The sequence below is a fragment of the Pseudomonas fragi genome (genome assembly GCF_025426255.1).
GTDB classification, from domain to species: Bacteria; Pseudomonadota; Gammaproteobacteria; order Pseudomonadales; family Pseudomonadaceae; genus Aquipseudomonas; species Aquipseudomonas kulmbachensis.
This window is the reverse complement of the sequence record NZ_CP104861.1, coordinates 3,939,225-3,954,967: the sequence shown is the minus strand read 5'-3', so window position 1 is coordinate 3,954,967 and position 15,743 is coordinate 3,939,225. Positions and strand designations below refer to the sequence as shown.

At 56.0% G+C, this 15,743-nt stretch carries 13 protein-coding genes and 2 pseudogenes; 12 read left to right on the top strand and 3 right to left on the bottom strand.

Annotated elements, in window-relative coordinates; all coding sequences use genetic code 11:
* Positions 1–30 precede the first annotated feature (30 nt).
* The 3 genes and pseudogenes from N7D90_RS18360 to N7D90_RS18350 form a co-directional block, all read left to right on the top strand.
* A pseudogene (locus N7D90_RS18360) lies at positions 31–1,569 on the top strand (filamentous hemagglutinin N-terminal domain-containing protein); the annotation flags it as partial.
* Positions 1,546–1,893, top strand: a pseudogene (locus tag N7D90_RS18355) (integrase core domain-containing protein); the annotation flags it as partial. The pseudogenes N7D90_RS18360 and N7D90_RS18355, both read left to right, overlap by 24 nt.
* 355 nt (positions 1,894–2,248) lie before the next feature.
* Positions 2,249–3,337, top strand: a complete 1,089-nt coding sequence (locus tag N7D90_RS18350) for a hypothetical protein (protein WP_261739328.1) — start codon at positions 2,249–2,251, stop codon at positions 3,335–3,337.
* 109 nt (positions 3,338–3,446) lie between these two features.
* Here the strand turns inward: N7D90_RS18350 and N7D90_RS18345 are convergent, their stop codons facing one another.
* Positions 3,447–4,697, bottom strand: a complete 1,251-nt coding sequence (locus N7D90_RS18345; RefSeq protein ID WP_261739327.1) for a ribonucleotide-diphosphate reductase subunit beta — start codon at positions 4,695–4,697, stop codon at positions 3,447–3,449.
* A 92-nt stretch (positions 4,698–4,789) separates the two neighbouring features.
* Here N7D90_RS18345 and N7D90_RS18340 point away from each other — a divergent pair, with 92 nt between their 5' ends.
* Positions 4,790–5,116 carry a hypothetical protein gene (locus tag N7D90_RS18340; protein ID WP_261739326.1) on the top strand — a complete coding sequence of 109 codons (327 nt, stop codon included), beginning with the start codon at positions 4,790–4,792 and terminating at the stop codon, positions 5,114–5,116.
* Between the two features lie 84 nt (positions 5,117–5,200).
* Here the strand turns inward: N7D90_RS18340 and N7D90_RS18335 are convergent, their stop codons facing one another.
* Both N7D90_RS18335 and N7D90_RS18330 read right to left on the bottom strand, forming a co-directional pair.
* Complete coding sequence (locus N7D90_RS18335) at positions 5,201–5,497, bottom strand: hypothetical protein (protein ID WP_261739325.1); 297 nt, start codon at positions 5,495–5,497, stop codon at positions 5,201–5,203.
* 141 nt (positions 5,498–5,638) lie between these two features.
* Complete coding sequence (locus N7D90_RS18330) at positions 5,639–5,902, bottom strand: DUF2790 domain-containing protein (RefSeq protein ID WP_261739324.1); 264 nt, start codon at positions 5,900–5,902, stop codon at positions 5,639–5,641.
* Positions 5,903–6,317: 415 nt separating this feature from the next.
* On the opposite strand from N7D90_RS18330, the gene acs reads away from it, so the two are divergent.
* The 8 genes from acs (at position 6,318) to N7D90_RS18290 (ending at position 15,613) form a co-directional block, all read left to right on the top strand.
* Positions 6,318–8,273 (top strand): acetate--CoA ligase, encoded by a 1,956-nt coding sequence (gene acs / locus N7D90_RS18325; protein ID WP_261739323.1) that lies wholly within the window; start codon positions 6,318–6,320, stop codon positions 8,271–8,273.
* Positions 8,274–8,860: 587 nt separating this feature from the next.
* Entirely contained in the window at positions 8,861–9,634 is a 774-nt protein-coding gene (locus N7D90_RS18320; RefSeq protein WP_261739322.1) for an ABC transporter substrate-binding protein, read from the top strand.
* A gap of 91 nt (positions 9,635–9,725) precedes the next feature.
* Positions 9,726–10,415 carry an ABC transporter permease gene (locus N7D90_RS18315; RefSeq protein WP_261739321.1) on the top strand — a complete coding sequence of 230 codons (690 nt, stop codon included), beginning with the start codon at positions 9,726–9,728 and terminating at the stop codon, positions 10,413–10,415.
* Positions 10,412–11,110 (top strand): ABC transporter permease, encoded by a 699-nt coding sequence (locus tag N7D90_RS18310; RefSeq protein WP_261739320.1) that lies wholly within the window; start codon positions 10,412–10,414, stop codon positions 11,108–11,110. The genes N7D90_RS18315 and N7D90_RS18310 overlap by 4 nt, the downstream gene beginning before the upstream one ends.
* 1 nt (position 11,111) lies before the next feature.
* Positions 11,112–12,224 (top strand): succinylglutamate desuccinylase/aspartoacylase family protein, encoded by a 1,113-nt coding sequence (locus N7D90_RS18305; RefSeq protein ID WP_261739319.1) that lies wholly within the window; start codon positions 11,112–11,114, stop codon positions 12,222–12,224.
* A 23-nt stretch (positions 12,225–12,247) separates the two neighbouring features.
* Complete coding sequence (locus tag N7D90_RS18300) at positions 12,248–13,012, top strand: ABC transporter ATP-binding protein (protein WP_261739318.1); 765 nt, start codon at positions 12,248–12,250, stop codon at positions 13,010–13,012.
* A 115-nt stretch (positions 13,013–13,127) separates the two neighbouring features.
* Positions 13,128–14,108, top strand: coding sequence for a transcriptional regulator ArgR (argR, locus tag N7D90_RS18295; RefSeq protein WP_261739317.1), 981 nt, complete (start codon positions 13,128–13,130; stop codon positions 14,106–14,108).
* Between the two features lie 284 nt (positions 14,109–14,392).
* Positions 14,393–15,613 (top strand): aspartate aminotransferase family protein, encoded by a 1,221-nt coding sequence (locus tag N7D90_RS18290; protein WP_261739316.1) that lies wholly within the window; start codon positions 14,393–14,395, stop codon positions 15,611–15,613.
* Positions 15,614–15,743: the final 130 nt, after the last annotated feature.

Here is a 15,743-nt window from a genome sequence, read left to right as displayed (position 1 = left end):
TTCAACGTTTTGCTGCATCGAGAAACTGACATGGATGATCGTCATTTAGCTTTTTTGGCCCGCCAGCCTTCCGCTGCACTGCAACCCCGGGAATCCTTTGTGGGAATGCCCAAGCGTGGCCTGGCCTTTATTCTGGTCAACGCGATTTTCTGGCAGCCACTGCTGGTGCAGGCCGCAGACATCGTGGTCAGCGGGCCAGGTACCAGCCTGGGGGCCGCGGGCAATGGCGTCCCCATCGTCAATATTGCTGCACCCAATGGCAGCGGCTTGTCGCACAACCAGTTCAAAGACTACAACGTCGGTGCCAATGGCCTGATCCTCAACAACGGCATCGATCGAACGCAGTCGACCCAGCTGGGTGGGATCATCCTCGGCAACCCGAACCTGCATGGCAACGCCGCCAACATCATCCTCAACGAAGTCAACGGTGGCAGTCCCAGCCAATTGCGCGGCTACACCGAAGTAGCGGGGCAGTCGGCCAAGGTGATCGTGGCCAACCCCTACGGCATCACCTGTAATGGTTGCGGTTTTATCAACACCCCGAACGTCACGTTGACCACCGGCAAACCCATCCTCGATAACGGCCGTCTGGATCGTTATCAGGTTGATGGCGGCGCAGTGACCATCGACGGTCAGGGTTTGAACGCCAGCAACGTCGACCGCTTCGGCATCATCACCCGCTCGGCGAAAATCAACGCGCAAATCAATGCACGCAACTTGACTGTGATAGCCGGTCGTAACGACGTCAACGCTCAGACCCTGCATGCCACCGTGCGCGCAGATGATGGCAGTGCCGCGCCGCAGTTGGCGATTGACTCCAGCGCCTTGGGCGGAATGTACGCAGGCGCCATCAGGCTGATCGGCACCGAGGCCGGTGTCGGGGTGAAACTGGACGGCACCTTGGCTGCTAGTGGTGGCGATATCCACCTCGATGCCAATGGACACTTGAGCCTGATCCAGGCCACAGCCAGCGGCGCGGTCAAGGTCAAGGCCGCAAGCCTTGATGCCCAAGGGGATGTGTACGCGGGCACCGCACTGGACATGCAGGCTCAAGGTGATTTCACTAATCGTAAAAACCTCGCGGCCCGCGACAGCATCAAGCTCTTAAGCGGCGCACAGTTGATCAACAAAGGGATCATTGAAGCCGGGGTCAATGCAGATGGTACGCGCAACATTGCCGGCGATGTGCAGATCAATACACAGACACTGACAAACACGGATGCCAGCATCATCGCCAGCCGCAAACTGACGGCTAGCGCCCAATCCCTGAGCAACCAAGGCGGCACATTGAGTGCCAAACAGATCGCTAACATCAGCGCCGGCACGCTGAATAACCAGAACAAAGGCAGGGTTCTAAGTAACGGCAGTCTTGATTTGCAAGCTGATCGGTTGCTTAACACTCAAGGGCTGGTTTCAGCTAACAGCATCAATGCCCGGGTCGGGAGCCTGGATACCGAACGCACGGACTTTGTGGACAACGCCGCTCGCATCGAAGCGGCGAACAACCTGACCCTGCAAGCAGGGCGCGACGTCAACAGCGTGGGTATGGCCTTCGAGCAACGTGGAAGACCTCAGGGGCAGCTGTTTCACTCGGATCAAGGGTCGCAGTATGCGAGCCGTTTATTCCGCCAGCGGCTCTGGCGTTATCGAATGCGCTAGAGCATGAGTCGCCGAGGACATTGCTGGGACAATGCGCCGATGGAGCGTGTGTTTCGGAGCCTGAAAACTGAATGGATACCAACCACGGGCTACCGAACGGCCCAAGAGGCCCAACGCGACATCAGTCATTTTTTGATGTGTCGGTACAACTGGATTCGGCCCCATCAATTCAACGCTGGGCTCGCGCCAGCTCAGGCCGAGAAAAAACTTAACGTCGTGTCCGGGATTAGTTGACCACTACACTTTGTGCCATGCGGTGTTTACGACAATATTTTTCGTACAGAACTTAGGAATCCAGCCATAAGATTATGTAAGTAGAGAAATTTCTTCGCCGAGATCAGAAACTTCTTAAATCTTTTATTTCAAATAAACCTAAAACTTACTCCCATTCAGGGACATTCGGGTGCTCTTGCTTACGAGTTAATCCCACAACCAGATTAACGAATTATGGAAGGGCATCAGCATGACTGTTCGGGATTGAGTGATCACTACGCCGAGACACAACAGAAACCCTGAAAAAGGTTTTTTGGTAGTCGGATGGTGCCTGTTTGAATGTGCCCCCTTATCTGAAATAGCGGTACCGGAAGAAATGACTCAATCTGCAATTCATCCCGCCCTCGCTACCAATCAACTTCTGTATCTGCTGTATGGCGACAAGGCTGTTTATCGGCATGAGGCGAAGTTCAGTATTTTGTCGGCGCTACGCCACAGGAAGGTTTCAGCGGACTTTACGATTACGCTGATGACTGACCAACCCGAGGCGTTTGATGGCTGGCCAATCACAGTATTGCCTCTGGACGCTATGACACTGGATGCCTGGCAAGGTGCAGGCGGTTATTATCATCGGCGCAAGGCTTGCGCGATCCAGGCAGGTGTTGCGCTTGCTGGCAAAACTATTTTCACTGATACCGATACGGTTTTTTTCAAAGACCCTGCTCAACTGTTCAAACGCGTCACTGATGATCAGTTTTTGATGGATGAGTTTGAGTGGTATTGGGACGAAGCTTCCCGGCGCTCGGAGTTCAGCGCACTAGTTACACATCTCAAGGCTGAAAATAAAGTACCCGTACCTGCCTTGAGGCTGTTCAATAGCGGGATTTGCGGGATGACCAAGGCCAACGGGGGTCTTTTCGAGGGGGTCATCAGTTTGATTGATCAATGGACTCATCATGGCGTAACGCTCCTTACGATTGAGCAAATCGCGATGTCATTTATGTTGGCCGGTCGGAAAGTCGTCGAGGCCAATGACTGCATCAATCACTATTTCTCGGTGAAGCGCTATCACCATGCAATGTACCAGGCGTTTTTCGAAGAGCAGGGCGAGGGCTATCGCGATGACTTGCCAAGAGCGACATTTGCTGTTCCCGACCGGCTTCCAAATAACTCGCTGCGCAATCGCTTACAGCTTAGATGGAGGTTCAGGGGGCAATGCTCTACTTCCCGAAAGGTAGCCAAGTTCTATCTATTGGGTAAGCAGGCTGATCGTTCTTCTTATCTTGATACTTGCAAGTATTTTTGGTGGGCTGTGGCTGTTGATGAACTTAGCAGCCTGGAACCTGCTGGCAAGTCCTTCACGAAGTTGGCTGCGTTATGGCAGGCGGATTCTGAATTTTTGAGTTTCATAAAGGGGAATAAAACACAAAAAGATGAAAGGTATATTTTCACTGGGCGAGTCTGAAATTTGCAAGGAGGGAGGTCATTTATGTCGGAACAATGTGCACAAAAAAAGGGCCAACAATTGTTGGCCCTTTTTGCTTGTTACGAATGGCTTGAATCAAGCCCCCGTATCAATCCCAGCTCAACGCGCCGCCGGTTTGGTATTCAATAACCCGCGTTTCGAAGAAGTTTTTCTCTTTCTTCAAGTCCATGATTTCGCTCATCCATGGGAACGGGTTGGTGGTGCCCGGGTATTCTTCTTTCAGGCCGATCTGCGACAGGCGACGGTTGGCGATGAACTTGAGGTAGTCCTCCATCATCGCTGCGTTCATGCCCAGTACGCCGCGCGGCATGGTGTCGCGTGCGTATTCGATTTCCAGCTGGGTGCCTTGCAGGATCATCTGCGAAGCTTCTTCCTTCATTTCAGCGTCCCACAGGTGCGGGTTTTCGATTTTGATCTGGTTGATCACGTCGATGCCGAAGTTCAGGTGCATGGATTCGTCGCGCAGGATGTACTGGAACTGCTCGGCAACACCGGTCATTTTGTTGCGACGGCCCATCGACAGGATCTGCGTGAAGCCGCAGTAGAAGAAGATGCCTTCCAGAACGCAGTAGTAGGCGATCAGGTTGCGCAGCAGTTCCTTGTCGGTTTCGACGGTGCCGGTTTCGAACTTCGGATCGGAGATCGAACGGGTGTACTTCAGGCCCCAGGTGGCTTTTTTAGCGACCGACGGGATCTCGTGGTACATGTTGAAGATCTCGCCTTCATCCATGGCCAGCGATTCGATGCAGTACTGGTAGGCGTGGGTGTGGATCGCCTCTTCGAATGCCTGGCGCAGGATGTACTGGCGGCACTCCGGGTTGGTAATCAGGCGGTATACGGCCAGTACCAGGTTGTTGGCAACCAGGGAGTCGGCTGTGGAGAAGAAGCCCAGGTTGCGCATCACGATGCGACGCTCGTCGTCGGTCAGGCCTTCCGGGTTTTTCCAGAGGGCGATGTCGGCGGTCATGTTGACTTCTTGCGGCATCCAGTGGTTTGCGCAGCCGTCGAGGTACTTCTGCCACGCCCAGTCGTACTTGAACGGTACGAGCTGGTTGAGGTCGGCGCGGCAGTTGATCATCATCTTTTCGTCAACCGCAACACGGGCGGAAGCGCCTTCGAGTTCGGCCAGACCTTCAGCGATGTCGAGGTTGTCCAGAGCGGCCTTGGCGCGAATGATCGCAGCCGAGTCGTTGGCTGTAACTGCACGGGCTTCCTGGGCTGCAACACCGCCAGCGGCGTCGAGGCGGTCCATGTTGGCTTCGGTGGCGTGGCCAGCGTTGGCGCCTTTAACGGCGACTTCGCCTTCGTCTTCTTTGTCGAATTCGTCCCAGCTCAGCATGACGTGTCGTCTCCTGCGTGAGGGCCTGATAGCCGTGTGAAAACACTGATGGTTTGTTTTTTACACGGCCATAGGCCACTTGGATCTAAGAAATGTTGCTTGCAGTAGCGTTGTGCTCACGCAAAAACATGAATGTGTACGGTGGCTTGTACCGCTGTCGCTCAGGGGAGGAGGTCGTACCTGCACTCACCCTGGACCTTGAGGTCGTAGCAGCGTGGTTTTATAGCCCGGCAAGGGGATATTTCAAGCCTTTTTGGTGGCTGCAGTATACGGCTTTTGCACAAGGTATTTCAGCCAGTATTTTTTTAGAGCATGCGACGAAACGCCCTAAATTTGTGTTGGGCTTAAGCATGGCTGCGGCTGAGCGCGGGTTCACCGGGGCAGAAGTTTTTTTACCAGGGGCCGAAGCGGTCAAATGACCTGGGGCTTGAGCGGGGATGAGGCGGGCTTTGACGCGGGGCAGACCAAGCCCGGCCGAAACCGGGCGTCGAGTCGATGCGGTGTTAGCTGAGGCGATGGCCGTTGGTGCGGTCGTAACCGTCTTCGGCAAAGGCGGCCGAGCGGGTGTTGTCGTAGCCATCTTCGGCAAAGCTGGCCGAGCGGGTGTTGTCGTAACCATCTTCGGCAAAGCTGGCCGAGCGGGTGTTGTCGTAGCCATCTTCGGCAAAACTGGCCGAGCGAGTGCTGTTGTAACCGTCTTCGGTAAAGGTGGCTGCGTGTGTGCGGTCATAACCGTCGGCGGCAAATGCGGTGCTGGCGAGGACGGACAAACTGAAAGCCACAATCAATGAACGTTTCATTTAATAATTCCCGTGCGATACAGGCGCAGGCAGGCAACTTTTCAAGGGCGATAAAGTTACGTTGATAGTTGCAAGAAGAGCCGTGTTGGATCGCTTTAACAAGTGAGTTAATTAACGCTGGAATAAATCGGGAGCCGTTAATCAGCCGTTGGAACAACCGTTGCCCATTACGCGGTACTCAAGGGTGTGTTGCATGCCCTGCGAGTCTTCGTAGACCATTTGGGCCGGTACGACTTCGCAAACGCTGGGGATTTCGCTCATGGAAATAACTTTGGCGATATCCAGTTCGGACGAGTAGGAATACTGTTCAACGGCAGGCTGCTGATGTGCAGCATGTGCGTTAACTTCATCAGCCATGGCGGTCAAACACACACTGCTCAGGGCCAGAACTAACAACGCTTTCATTTCAAAATTACCTGTTTTAGGTCGAGAGGGGTCACGCAGCCCTTGTGAGGCTACGTGTGAAACCGAGTAATGAAGAGCGATTAAACTTGCCTTCGTGGGGGCTGTAACTTGGGTTAATCGCGGTGCCTTGGTTGGCGAGATGAATTTTAGGCCTGTGTCGTCCGGGCATATAGAGGGAGTTTTGATAAAGACTATTGACAGTTTCTGCAACAATCGTCGAAAACAGGCTTCTTTTTTGACGTTTGCAAGGTGAGCGTTGAGCAGTAAGACGCTGTAAGTGCCGGTCTTGAGCCTTGCGCAGAAAAACCATGATTTTTCTGCGTGTTTCTTACTACCAACGTCGAATGGATCTCACGGCCTGGCCCGGCTAAAACAGGGTCATAAAACAACAACTACAAGCATTGAGGTATGAAACATGAGTGCCGCTTCCCTGTATCCCGTACGCCCTGAAGTCGCTGCTAATACGCTGACTGACGAGGCGACCTACAAGGCGATGTACCAGCAGTCCGTCGTCAACCCGGATGGCTTCTGGCGCGAACAAGCAAAGCGTCTCGACTGGATCAAGCCTTTTACTACCGTCAAGCAGACCTCCTTCGACGATCACCATGTCGATATCAAATGGTTCGCCGACGGCACCCTCAACGTTTCCTATAACTGCCTGGACCGCCACCTTGCCGAGCGCGGCGATCAGGTAGCGATCATTTGGGAGGGCGACGACCCTTCCGAGCAGCGCAACATCACCTACCGCGAATTGCACGAAGAAGTGTGCAAGCTGGCCAACGCCTTGCGCGGTCAGGATGTACACCGTGGTGACGTTGTCACTATCTATATGCCGATGGTGCCTGAAGCCGTGGTCGCTATGCTGGCGTGTACCCGCATTGGCGCGATTCACTCGGTAGTGTTTGGTGGCTTCTCGCCCGAGGCGCTGGCCGGGCGAATCATCGACTGCAAGTCCAAGGTGGTGATCACTGCAGACGAAGGTCTGCGTGGCGGCAAACGCACGGCACTCAAGGCCAATGTCGATGTGGCACTGACCAACCCTGACACCTCGAGCGTGCAGAAGATTATCGTGTTCAAACGCACCGGCGGCGACATTGCCTGGTACAAGCACCGTGATATCTGGTACCACGACTTGATGGCTGTGGCCTCGAAGCACTGCGCGCCGAAAGAAATGGGCGCCGAAGAAGCCTTGTTCATCCTTTATACCTCTGGCTCAACCGGCAAGCCCAAGGGTGTGCAGCACACCACGGGTGGCTACCTGCTGTATGCGGCCATGACCCACGAGCGCGTGTTCGATTACCGTCCTGGCGAGGTTTACTGGTGCACGGCGGACGTGGGTTGGGTAACCGGTCACACCTATATCGTTTACGGGCCGTTGGCCAACGGCGCGACCACGTTGCTGTTTGAAGGTGTGCCGAACTATCCGGACATCACCCGTGTGTCGAAAATTGTCGACAAGCACAAGGTCAACATTCTCTACACCGCGCCAACCGCCATTCGCGCCATGATGGCTGAAGGTCAGGCAGCGGTTAAGGATTTCGACGGCTCCAGCCTGCGCCTGCTGGGTTCGGTGGGTGAGCCAATCAACCCTGAGGCCTGGAACTGGTACTACACAACGGTCGGCAAACAGCGCTGCCCAATCGTGGATACCTGGTGGCAGACCGAGACCGGGGCTTGCATGATGAGCCCGCTGCCGGGTGCGCATGCGCTCAAGCCGGGCTCTGCTGCACGTCCGTTCTTCGGTGTGGTGCCGGGGCTGGTGGATAACCTGGGCAACCTGATCGAGGGCGCTGCCGAGGGTAACCTGGTGATTCTTGATTCGTGGCCGGGGCAGGCGCGGACCTTGTATGGCGATCATGATCGATTCGTCGACACCTACTTCAAGACCTTCCGTGGCATGTACTTCACCGGTGACGGCGCGCGTCGCGACGAGGATGGCTACTACTGGATCACCGGTCGTGTAGATGACGTACTGAACGTGTCCGGACACCGGATGGGTACGGCTGAAATCGAAAGCGCGATGGTGGCGCACCCTAAAGTCGCTGAAGCTGCAGTGGTTGGCGTGCCGCATGACATCAAGGGGCAGGGGATCTATGTCTACGTCACCCTCAATGGTGGCGAAGAACCGAGTGAAGCGTTGCGCCTTGAGTTGAAAAACTGGGTGCGCAAGGAGATCGGTCCAATTGCCTCTCCGGATGTGATCCAGTGGGCGCCGGGCCTGCCGAAAACCCGCTCGGGCAAAATCATGCGCCGGATCCTGCGCAAGATCGCTACCGGTGAGTATGACGGTCTTGGCGATATTTCGACCTTGGCCGATCCGGGTGTGGTGCAACATCTGATCGAAACCCACAAGAGCATGAAGGTCGCGTAACGCGCTTTCATTGTCATCGAGCCCCGCCCGGCGCTGCCTGGCGGGGTTTTTTATTAATGGTCTTGTAGCCGCTGCCGAAGGCTGCGATAAGGGGCGCAGGGCCTTCGCTTTGAATTTAAATCGCTGCCTGCGGCAGCGGCGACAGGAGAAGTGTTGGAGGGAGTGTTACCGCATATGTAACCGGCTGCACAGCAACGGGGCATTCCGACACCCAAAGCACCGTTTTAGAGCCCTATTTGACCCGCTATAAAATAAGATGAAACGCTGCACTTGCCGGAATAGAAGGGTTTGCGAATAATAGGCCCGCTATTTGCAGCTTCTATAGGTTCTACGTCTTTTCCTCTTGCATTTATTTGAAGAGTTGTCAACATCCAAGACCGCCTTTTTCGATGCATCTGTAATTAGTTGTCGCATTGAAGAAATAACGGCTTGAAGCCTGTCGTTAGAATGCCGATCACTCGCTCGTCGTTGTTGTGCTGATTTCAGCTCAACGCCAGTAGGACGTTGCGCCGCATTCCCGGTTTAACCTCCGCATATTGGGCTTAGGCTCACTCTGCTTTTATTGCCCTTACCGATGGAGTCCTAAGATGAAGAAACTCGTGCTTCTTGGCGCCCTGGCACTGTCCGTGCTGTCCCTGCAGGCTTTTGCTGCTGAAAAACCTCTGAAGATTGGTATTGAAGCCGCTTACCCTCCGTTTGCTTCCAAAGCCCCGGATGGCAGTATCGTAGGTTTTGACTACGACATCGGTAATGCGCTGTGTGAGCAGATGCAGGTCAAATGTGTGTGGGTCGAGCAAGAATTTGATGGTCTGATCCCTGCGCTTAAAGTACGCAAAATCGACGCGATCCTGTCCTCGATGTCCATCACCGAAGACCGCAAGAAGTCTGTCGATTTCACCAACAAGTACTACCTGACCCCGGCTCGCCTGGTAATGAAGGAAGGTACTGTGGTCAGCGACAGCCTGGATGAGCTCAAAGGCAAGAAAATCGGCGTACAGCGCGGTTCGATCCACGACCGTTTCGCCAAGGAAGTTCTGGCACCTAAAGGTGCAGTCGTAGTGCCTTACGGTTCGCAGAACGAAATCTACCTGGACGTAGAAGCGGGCCGTCTTGATGGCACCGTTGCAGACGCCACCCTGCTGGACGACGGTTTCCTGAAAACCCCGGCTGGCAAAGGCTACGCATTCGCAGGCCCGGCATTTACCGACGTTAAATACTTTGGTGATGGCGTGGGTATCGCAGTGCGCAAGGGCGACGCCCTGAAAGACAAGATCAACGCTGCTATCACGGCTCTGCGTGAAAACGGCAAGTACAAGCAAATCCAGGACAAATACTTCAACTTCGATATTTACGGTCAGTAATACATCGCAGTTATTCGTCCGAAATGGCGCAAGCGACAGGATCTCTGAAGTTTGCGCCATTTTTTCATCCCCATTTCTGAGGACCTGAATCATGTTGAAAGGCTACGGGGCTGTCATCCTCGATGGCGCTTGGCTGACGCTTCAGCTCGCCTTGTCGTCCATGGCCCTGGCCATTGTTCTAGGTCTGATCGGTGTTTCGTTGCGCTTGTCGCCGGTACGTTGGCTGGCTTGGATGGGCGATCTGTATTCAACGGTAATCCGCGGGATTCCCGACCTTGTGCTGATTTTGCTGATTTTTTACGGCGGTCAGGACTTGCTCAATCGCGTGGCGCCAATGCTGGGCTACGACGACTATATTGATTTGAACCCGCTGGCGGCCGGTATTGGCACTTTGGGCTTTATTTTTGGCGCCTACCTGTCCGAGACCTTTCGTGGTGCTTTCATGGCCATCCCCAAGGGGCAGGCTGAGGCCGGCATGGCGTACGGGATGAGTTCGTTTCAGGTGTTTTTCCGGGTATTGGTGCCGCAGATGATTCGCCTGGCGATTCCGGGCTTTACCAATAACTGGCTGGTGTTGACCAAGGCCACGGCCCTGATTTCGGTAGTCGGCTTGCAAGACATGATGTTCAAGGCCAAGCAGGCGGCAGATGCCACCCGCGAGCCGTTCACTTTCTTCCTGGCGGTTGCGGCGATGTACCTGGTACTGACCAGTGTTTCGCTGCTGGCGTTACGACAACTTGAGAAGCGCTACTCGGTAGGCGTAAGGGCGGCTGATCTATGATCTTTGACTACAACGTCATCTGGGCCAGCATGCCGCTGTACTTGAGCGGGCTTCTGGAAACCGTGAAATTGCTCGGCATTTCGCTGTTTTTCGGCTTGCTGGCAGCAGTCCCGCTGGGGCTGATGCGGGTTTCCAAGCAAGCCTGGGTCAACCTCCCTGCCTGGCTTTTTACCTACGTGATTCGCGGCACGCCGATGCTGGTCCAGCTGTTCCTGATCTACTACGGCCTGGCTCAGTTTGAAGTGGTTCGTGACAGTTTCATGTGGCCGCTGTTGTCCAGTGCGACGTTCTGCGCGTGCTTGGCATTTGCCATCAACACCAGCGCCTACACCGCCGAAATCATTGCCGGTAGCCTGCGGGCCACGCCTAATGGCGAGATTGAAGCCGCCAAGGCAATGGGCATGTCGCGCTCGAAAATGTATCGCCGTATCTTGCTGCCGTCGGCCATGCGCCGGGCTCTGCCGCAATACAGCAACGAAGTAATCATGATGTTGCAGACCACCAGTCTGGCCTCCATCGTGACTCTGATCGACATTACGGGCGCCGCGCGCACCGTCAATGCGCAGTATTACTTGCCGTTTGAGGCCTACATCACGGCCGGTGCTTTCTACCTGTGTCTGACCTTTATTCTGGTGCGCCTGTTCAAACTGGCCGAGCGCCGCTGGCTGGGCTACATGGCCCCACGGAAGGCCTGACATGGAACGAATTGATCATCTGTTGCCCTGGAACAGCTTGGGTTCTGAGCGCCACTTGACGGTATTTCGGTTTGGCGCGGGTGAGCGCAAGGCCTACATTCAGGCCAGCCTGCATGCCGATGAGTTGCCGGGCATGCGCTGTGCCTGGGAGTTGAAGAAGCGTCTGGCCGAACTTGAAGCTCAAGGCGCCTTGAACGGCGTGATCGAATTGGTGCCAGTAGCCAACCCCCTGGGGCTTGGCCAACTGCTGCAAGGCAGTCATCAGGGGCGTTTTGAGTTTGGCAGCGGCAAGAACTTCAACCGCGATTTCGTTGAGTTGAGCGAGCCGGTAGCGCAGAAGCTGGCAGGACGCCTGGGCGAAGATCCGCACGCCAATACCCGACTGATCCGTCAGGCAATGCTTGATGTGTTGTCCGAGCTGCCCCCTGCAGCCAGCCAGCTGCAAGGCATGCAGCGTGTGTTGCTGAGCCATGCCTGCAGCGCGGATATCGTGCTTGACCTGCACTGCGAGACCGACGCTGCACTGCATATGTATGCCTTGCCTCAGCATTGGCCGCAGTGGTGTTCGCTGGCTGCGCGACTGGATGTGCGTGTTGGTCTGCTGGCCGAGGATTCAGGCGGCAGCTCCTTCGATGAAGCCTGTTCGTTGCCGTGGCTGCGCTTGCAGCGCCAGTTTGCTGATGCGCAGATTCCATTGGCCTGCATGGCAACCACGCTGGAGCTGGGTGGGCAAGCCGATACCGGGCGCCCGCAGGCTGAGGCTTATGCCGAGGGCATTCTGGCGTTTCTGGCCGAGCAGGGGCTGATCACTGGCGACTGGCCGGTAGCGCAGTATGAAGCGTGCGAAGGCATGCCATTCGAAGGCACTGAGTTGTTATTTGCACCGCACCCCGGTGTGGTGAGTTTTTTACGTCCGGTGGGCGCCTGGGTTGAAGTGGGCGAGCCGCTGTTTGAAGTGATTGATCCTTTATCCGACCGGGTCAGTACGGTATGCGCAGGAACATCCGGCGTGTTGTTTGCCGTTGAGCGACTGCGTTATGCCCAACCCGGTTTCTGGCTGGCTAAAGTGGCGGGGCGCGAGCCTTTGCGTCACGGGCGCTTGCTCAACGACTGACTGTTTTTGTGAGAACCGACAGCATGTACAAACTTGAAGTCCAAGACCTGCATAAACGCTATGGCAGTCATGAAGTGCTCAAAGGCGTTTCACTGGCCGCCAAGGCGGGCGATGTGATCAGCATCATCGGTTCCAGTGGTTCCGGCAAAAGTACCTTTTTGCGCTGCATCAACCTGCTTGAGCAACCCCATGCAGGCAAGATCCTGCTCAATGGCGAAGAGCTCAAGCTGATTGCCAACAAGGACGGTGCACTCAAGGCTGCTGATCCCAAGCAGTTGCAGCGCATGCGTTCGCGCCTGTCGATGGTGTTTCAGCATTTCAATCTGTGGTCGCACATGACCGCGTTGGAAAACATCATGGAAGCGCCAGTGCACGTGCTGGGGATGACCAAGGCCGAGGCCCGTGAAAAAGCCGAGCATTACCTCAACAAGGTAGGCGTGTCCCATCGCAAGGATGCCTACCCAGGGCACATGTCCGGCGGTGAGCAGCAGCGTGTGGCGATTGCCCGTGCGCTGGCGATGGAGCCTGAAGTCATGCTGTTTGACGAGCCGACCTCTGCCCTCGATCCGGAGCTGGTGGGTGATGTACTGAAGGTGATGCAGGACCTGGCGCAGGAAGGCCGGACCATGGTGGTGGTGACTCACGAAATGGGCTTTGCCCGTGAAGTGTCAAACCAGCTGGTGTTCCTGCACAAAGGGATTGTTGAGGAAAGCGGCAATCCGCGTGAAGTGCTGGTCAATCCACAATGCGAGCGGTTGCAGCAGTTTCTGTCGGGCAGCTTGAAGTAACTGCAGTTTTAAGACTGCCTCTGTGCACCAAAATAGGTCATGCTCCGCATCCCGCGCAGCTGGCCTAGGCTAGTTGCATAGGTTTTATTCCCGTTTTCGTTCCGGATAGCACGCTATGACCGCCCATCGAATTGGTTTCCTCATTTGGCCCAGCACCAAAGCCTTGACCCTGGCGCTGGCCGAGGAAGCGTTGCGTGTTGCTCAGCGCGTGCATCCTGAAGTCGTTTACGAGTTGTTGTTCCTGCAGGCCGAGCCGCCTATCGAAGGCGCCTGGCAATTGCCCGGCGAGCCCTGGAACGGCAAGCTTGAAGGTTGCCAAAAACTGTTCCTGCTGGCGGACGAGCCTCCGACCTCCCTGGCGCCAGCCTTGAGCAGCGCGCTCAAGCAGCTGGTGCGGGCAGGGTGTGTGATTGGCGGGTTGTCGGCCGGGGTCTATCCGCTGGCGCAATTAGGCCTGCTCGATGGTTATCGTGCCGCGGTGCATTGGCGCTGGCAGGATGATTTTGCCGAGCGTTTCCCCAAGGTGATTGCCACCAGTCATTTGTTTGATTGGGATCGTGATCGCCTGAGTGCCTGTGGCGGGTTGTCGGTGCTCGATTTGTTGCTGGCTGTGCTGGCCCGTGATCATGGCGCTGAGCTGGCCGGTGCGGTTTCCGAAGAGTTGGTGGTGGAGCGCATTCGCGAGGGTGGCGAGCGTCAACGCATCCCGCTGCAAAACCGCCTTGGTTCCAGCCATCCCAAGCTGACCCAGGCCGTGTTGCTGATGGAAGCCAATATTGAGGAACCGCTGACCACTGACGAAATCGCCCAACATGTGTGCGTATCGCGTCGGCAGTTGGAGCGAATCTTCAAGCAATACCTCAATCGGGTGCCCAGCCAGTATTACCTGGAGCTGCGCCTGAACAAGGCCCGGCAAATGCTGATGCAGACCAGCAAGTCGATCATTCAGATCGGTTTGTCCTGTGGTTTCTCGTCTGGGCCGCATTTCTCCAGTGCGTATCGCAACTTTTTCGGCGCGACGCCGCGAGAAGACCGTAACCAGCGCCGCAGCAGCAGCCCGTTCGAGTTGTCATCGGCACCCGCCGAACGCGGCTGAAATCGTCCCGCCCCATCCTGCCCCTGAAACCAGCATGACCTGCCGTTGCGGCAATGCTCATGCTTTGGGGGCAAATCAGCGCGCCAGAGTGCTGCCGTAAATACGCCCCAGCGTTTAAACTGCGCCTTTGTGACGGAATATGTCGCATTGTCGTAAGCCTGTGTAAATCGTGGTTTGGCGCTATAAGAAGTTGTCGCTTGGCGACAAGGCGCGCCCCCGATGTGTCCCTACAATCCCCCCATCGCTCGCCAGTTTAGGCAGGCGTTCCTCTTCAGGAGACTCCGATGTCCGTTGAGCAAGCCCCGGTGCAACGCGCCGATTTCGATCAGGTCATGGTTCCCAACTACGCACCTGCGGCCTTTATTCCTGTGCGTGGCGCCGGTTCCCGTGTCTGGGACCAGGCAGGTCGAGAGCTGATCGACTTCGCGGGTGGCATTGCCGTTAACGTTCTTGGCCATGCGCATCCGGCACTGGTTGGCGCGTTGACTGAACAGGCAAACAACCTTTGGCACGTATCCAACGTGTTCACCAACGAGCCGGCACTGCGCCTGGCCAAAAAACTGGTGGATTCGACCTTCGCCGAGCGCGTGTTCTTCTGCAACTCGGGTGCCGAAGCGAACGAGGCCGCCTTCAAGCTGGCCCGTCGTGTGGCCCATGACCGTTTCGGCGCCGAGAAGTACGAAATCATTGCCGCGCTCAACAGCTTTCACGGCCGCACGCTGTTCACCGTAAACGTAGGCGGGCAGTCGAAGTACTCCGACGGTTTCGGTCCAAAAATCACCGGTATCACCCATGTTCCGTTCAACGATCTTGACGCGCTGAAAGCGGCGATCTCGGACAAGACCTGTGCCGTGGTGCTGGAGCCGATTCAAGGCGAAGGCGGCGTGCTGCCTGCCGAGCAGGCTTACCTGCAAGGCGCCCGCGAGCTGTGCGACCAGCACAATGCGCTGCTGGTGTTTGACGAAGTGCAAACCGGCATGGGCCGTACCGGCGAACTGTTTGCCTACATGCATTACGGCGTGACGCCGGACATCCTGACCAGTGCCAAGAGCCTGGGCGGTGGTTTCCCGATCGCAGCCATGCTGACCACCGAAGCGCTGGCCAAGCATCTGGTTGTCGGCACCCACGGCACCACTTACGGCGGTAACCCGCTGGCGTGCGCAGTCGGCAATGCGGTGATCGATGTGATCAACACCCCTGAGGTGCTGCAAGGCGTTAAAGCCAAGCATGACCTGTTCAAAACCCGTCTTGAGCAAATCGGCCAGCAATACGGCCTGTTTACTGAAGTGCGTGGCATGGGCCTGTTGATCGGTTGTGTGTTGAGCGATGCCTGGAAAGGCAAGGCTAAAGACATCTTCAATGCCGCAGAAAAAGAAAACCTGATGATTCTGCAGGCTGGCCCCGATGTGGTGCGTTTCGCCCCAAGTCTGGTGGTTGAAGAAGCCGATATCGAAGAAGGTCTGAACCGCTTCGAGCGCGCCGTTAAAACACTGACACAAGCCTGACCGGCATTCCCTGTGGGAGCGAGCCTGCTCGCGAAAGTCTCGAGAGCCGCGCTATCGTTCACGACCTTCGCAGCAGACTAACTCCTGCAGGGCGGTCTTGTTTTTCCCCTCTTATTTTATGGATTAAGGA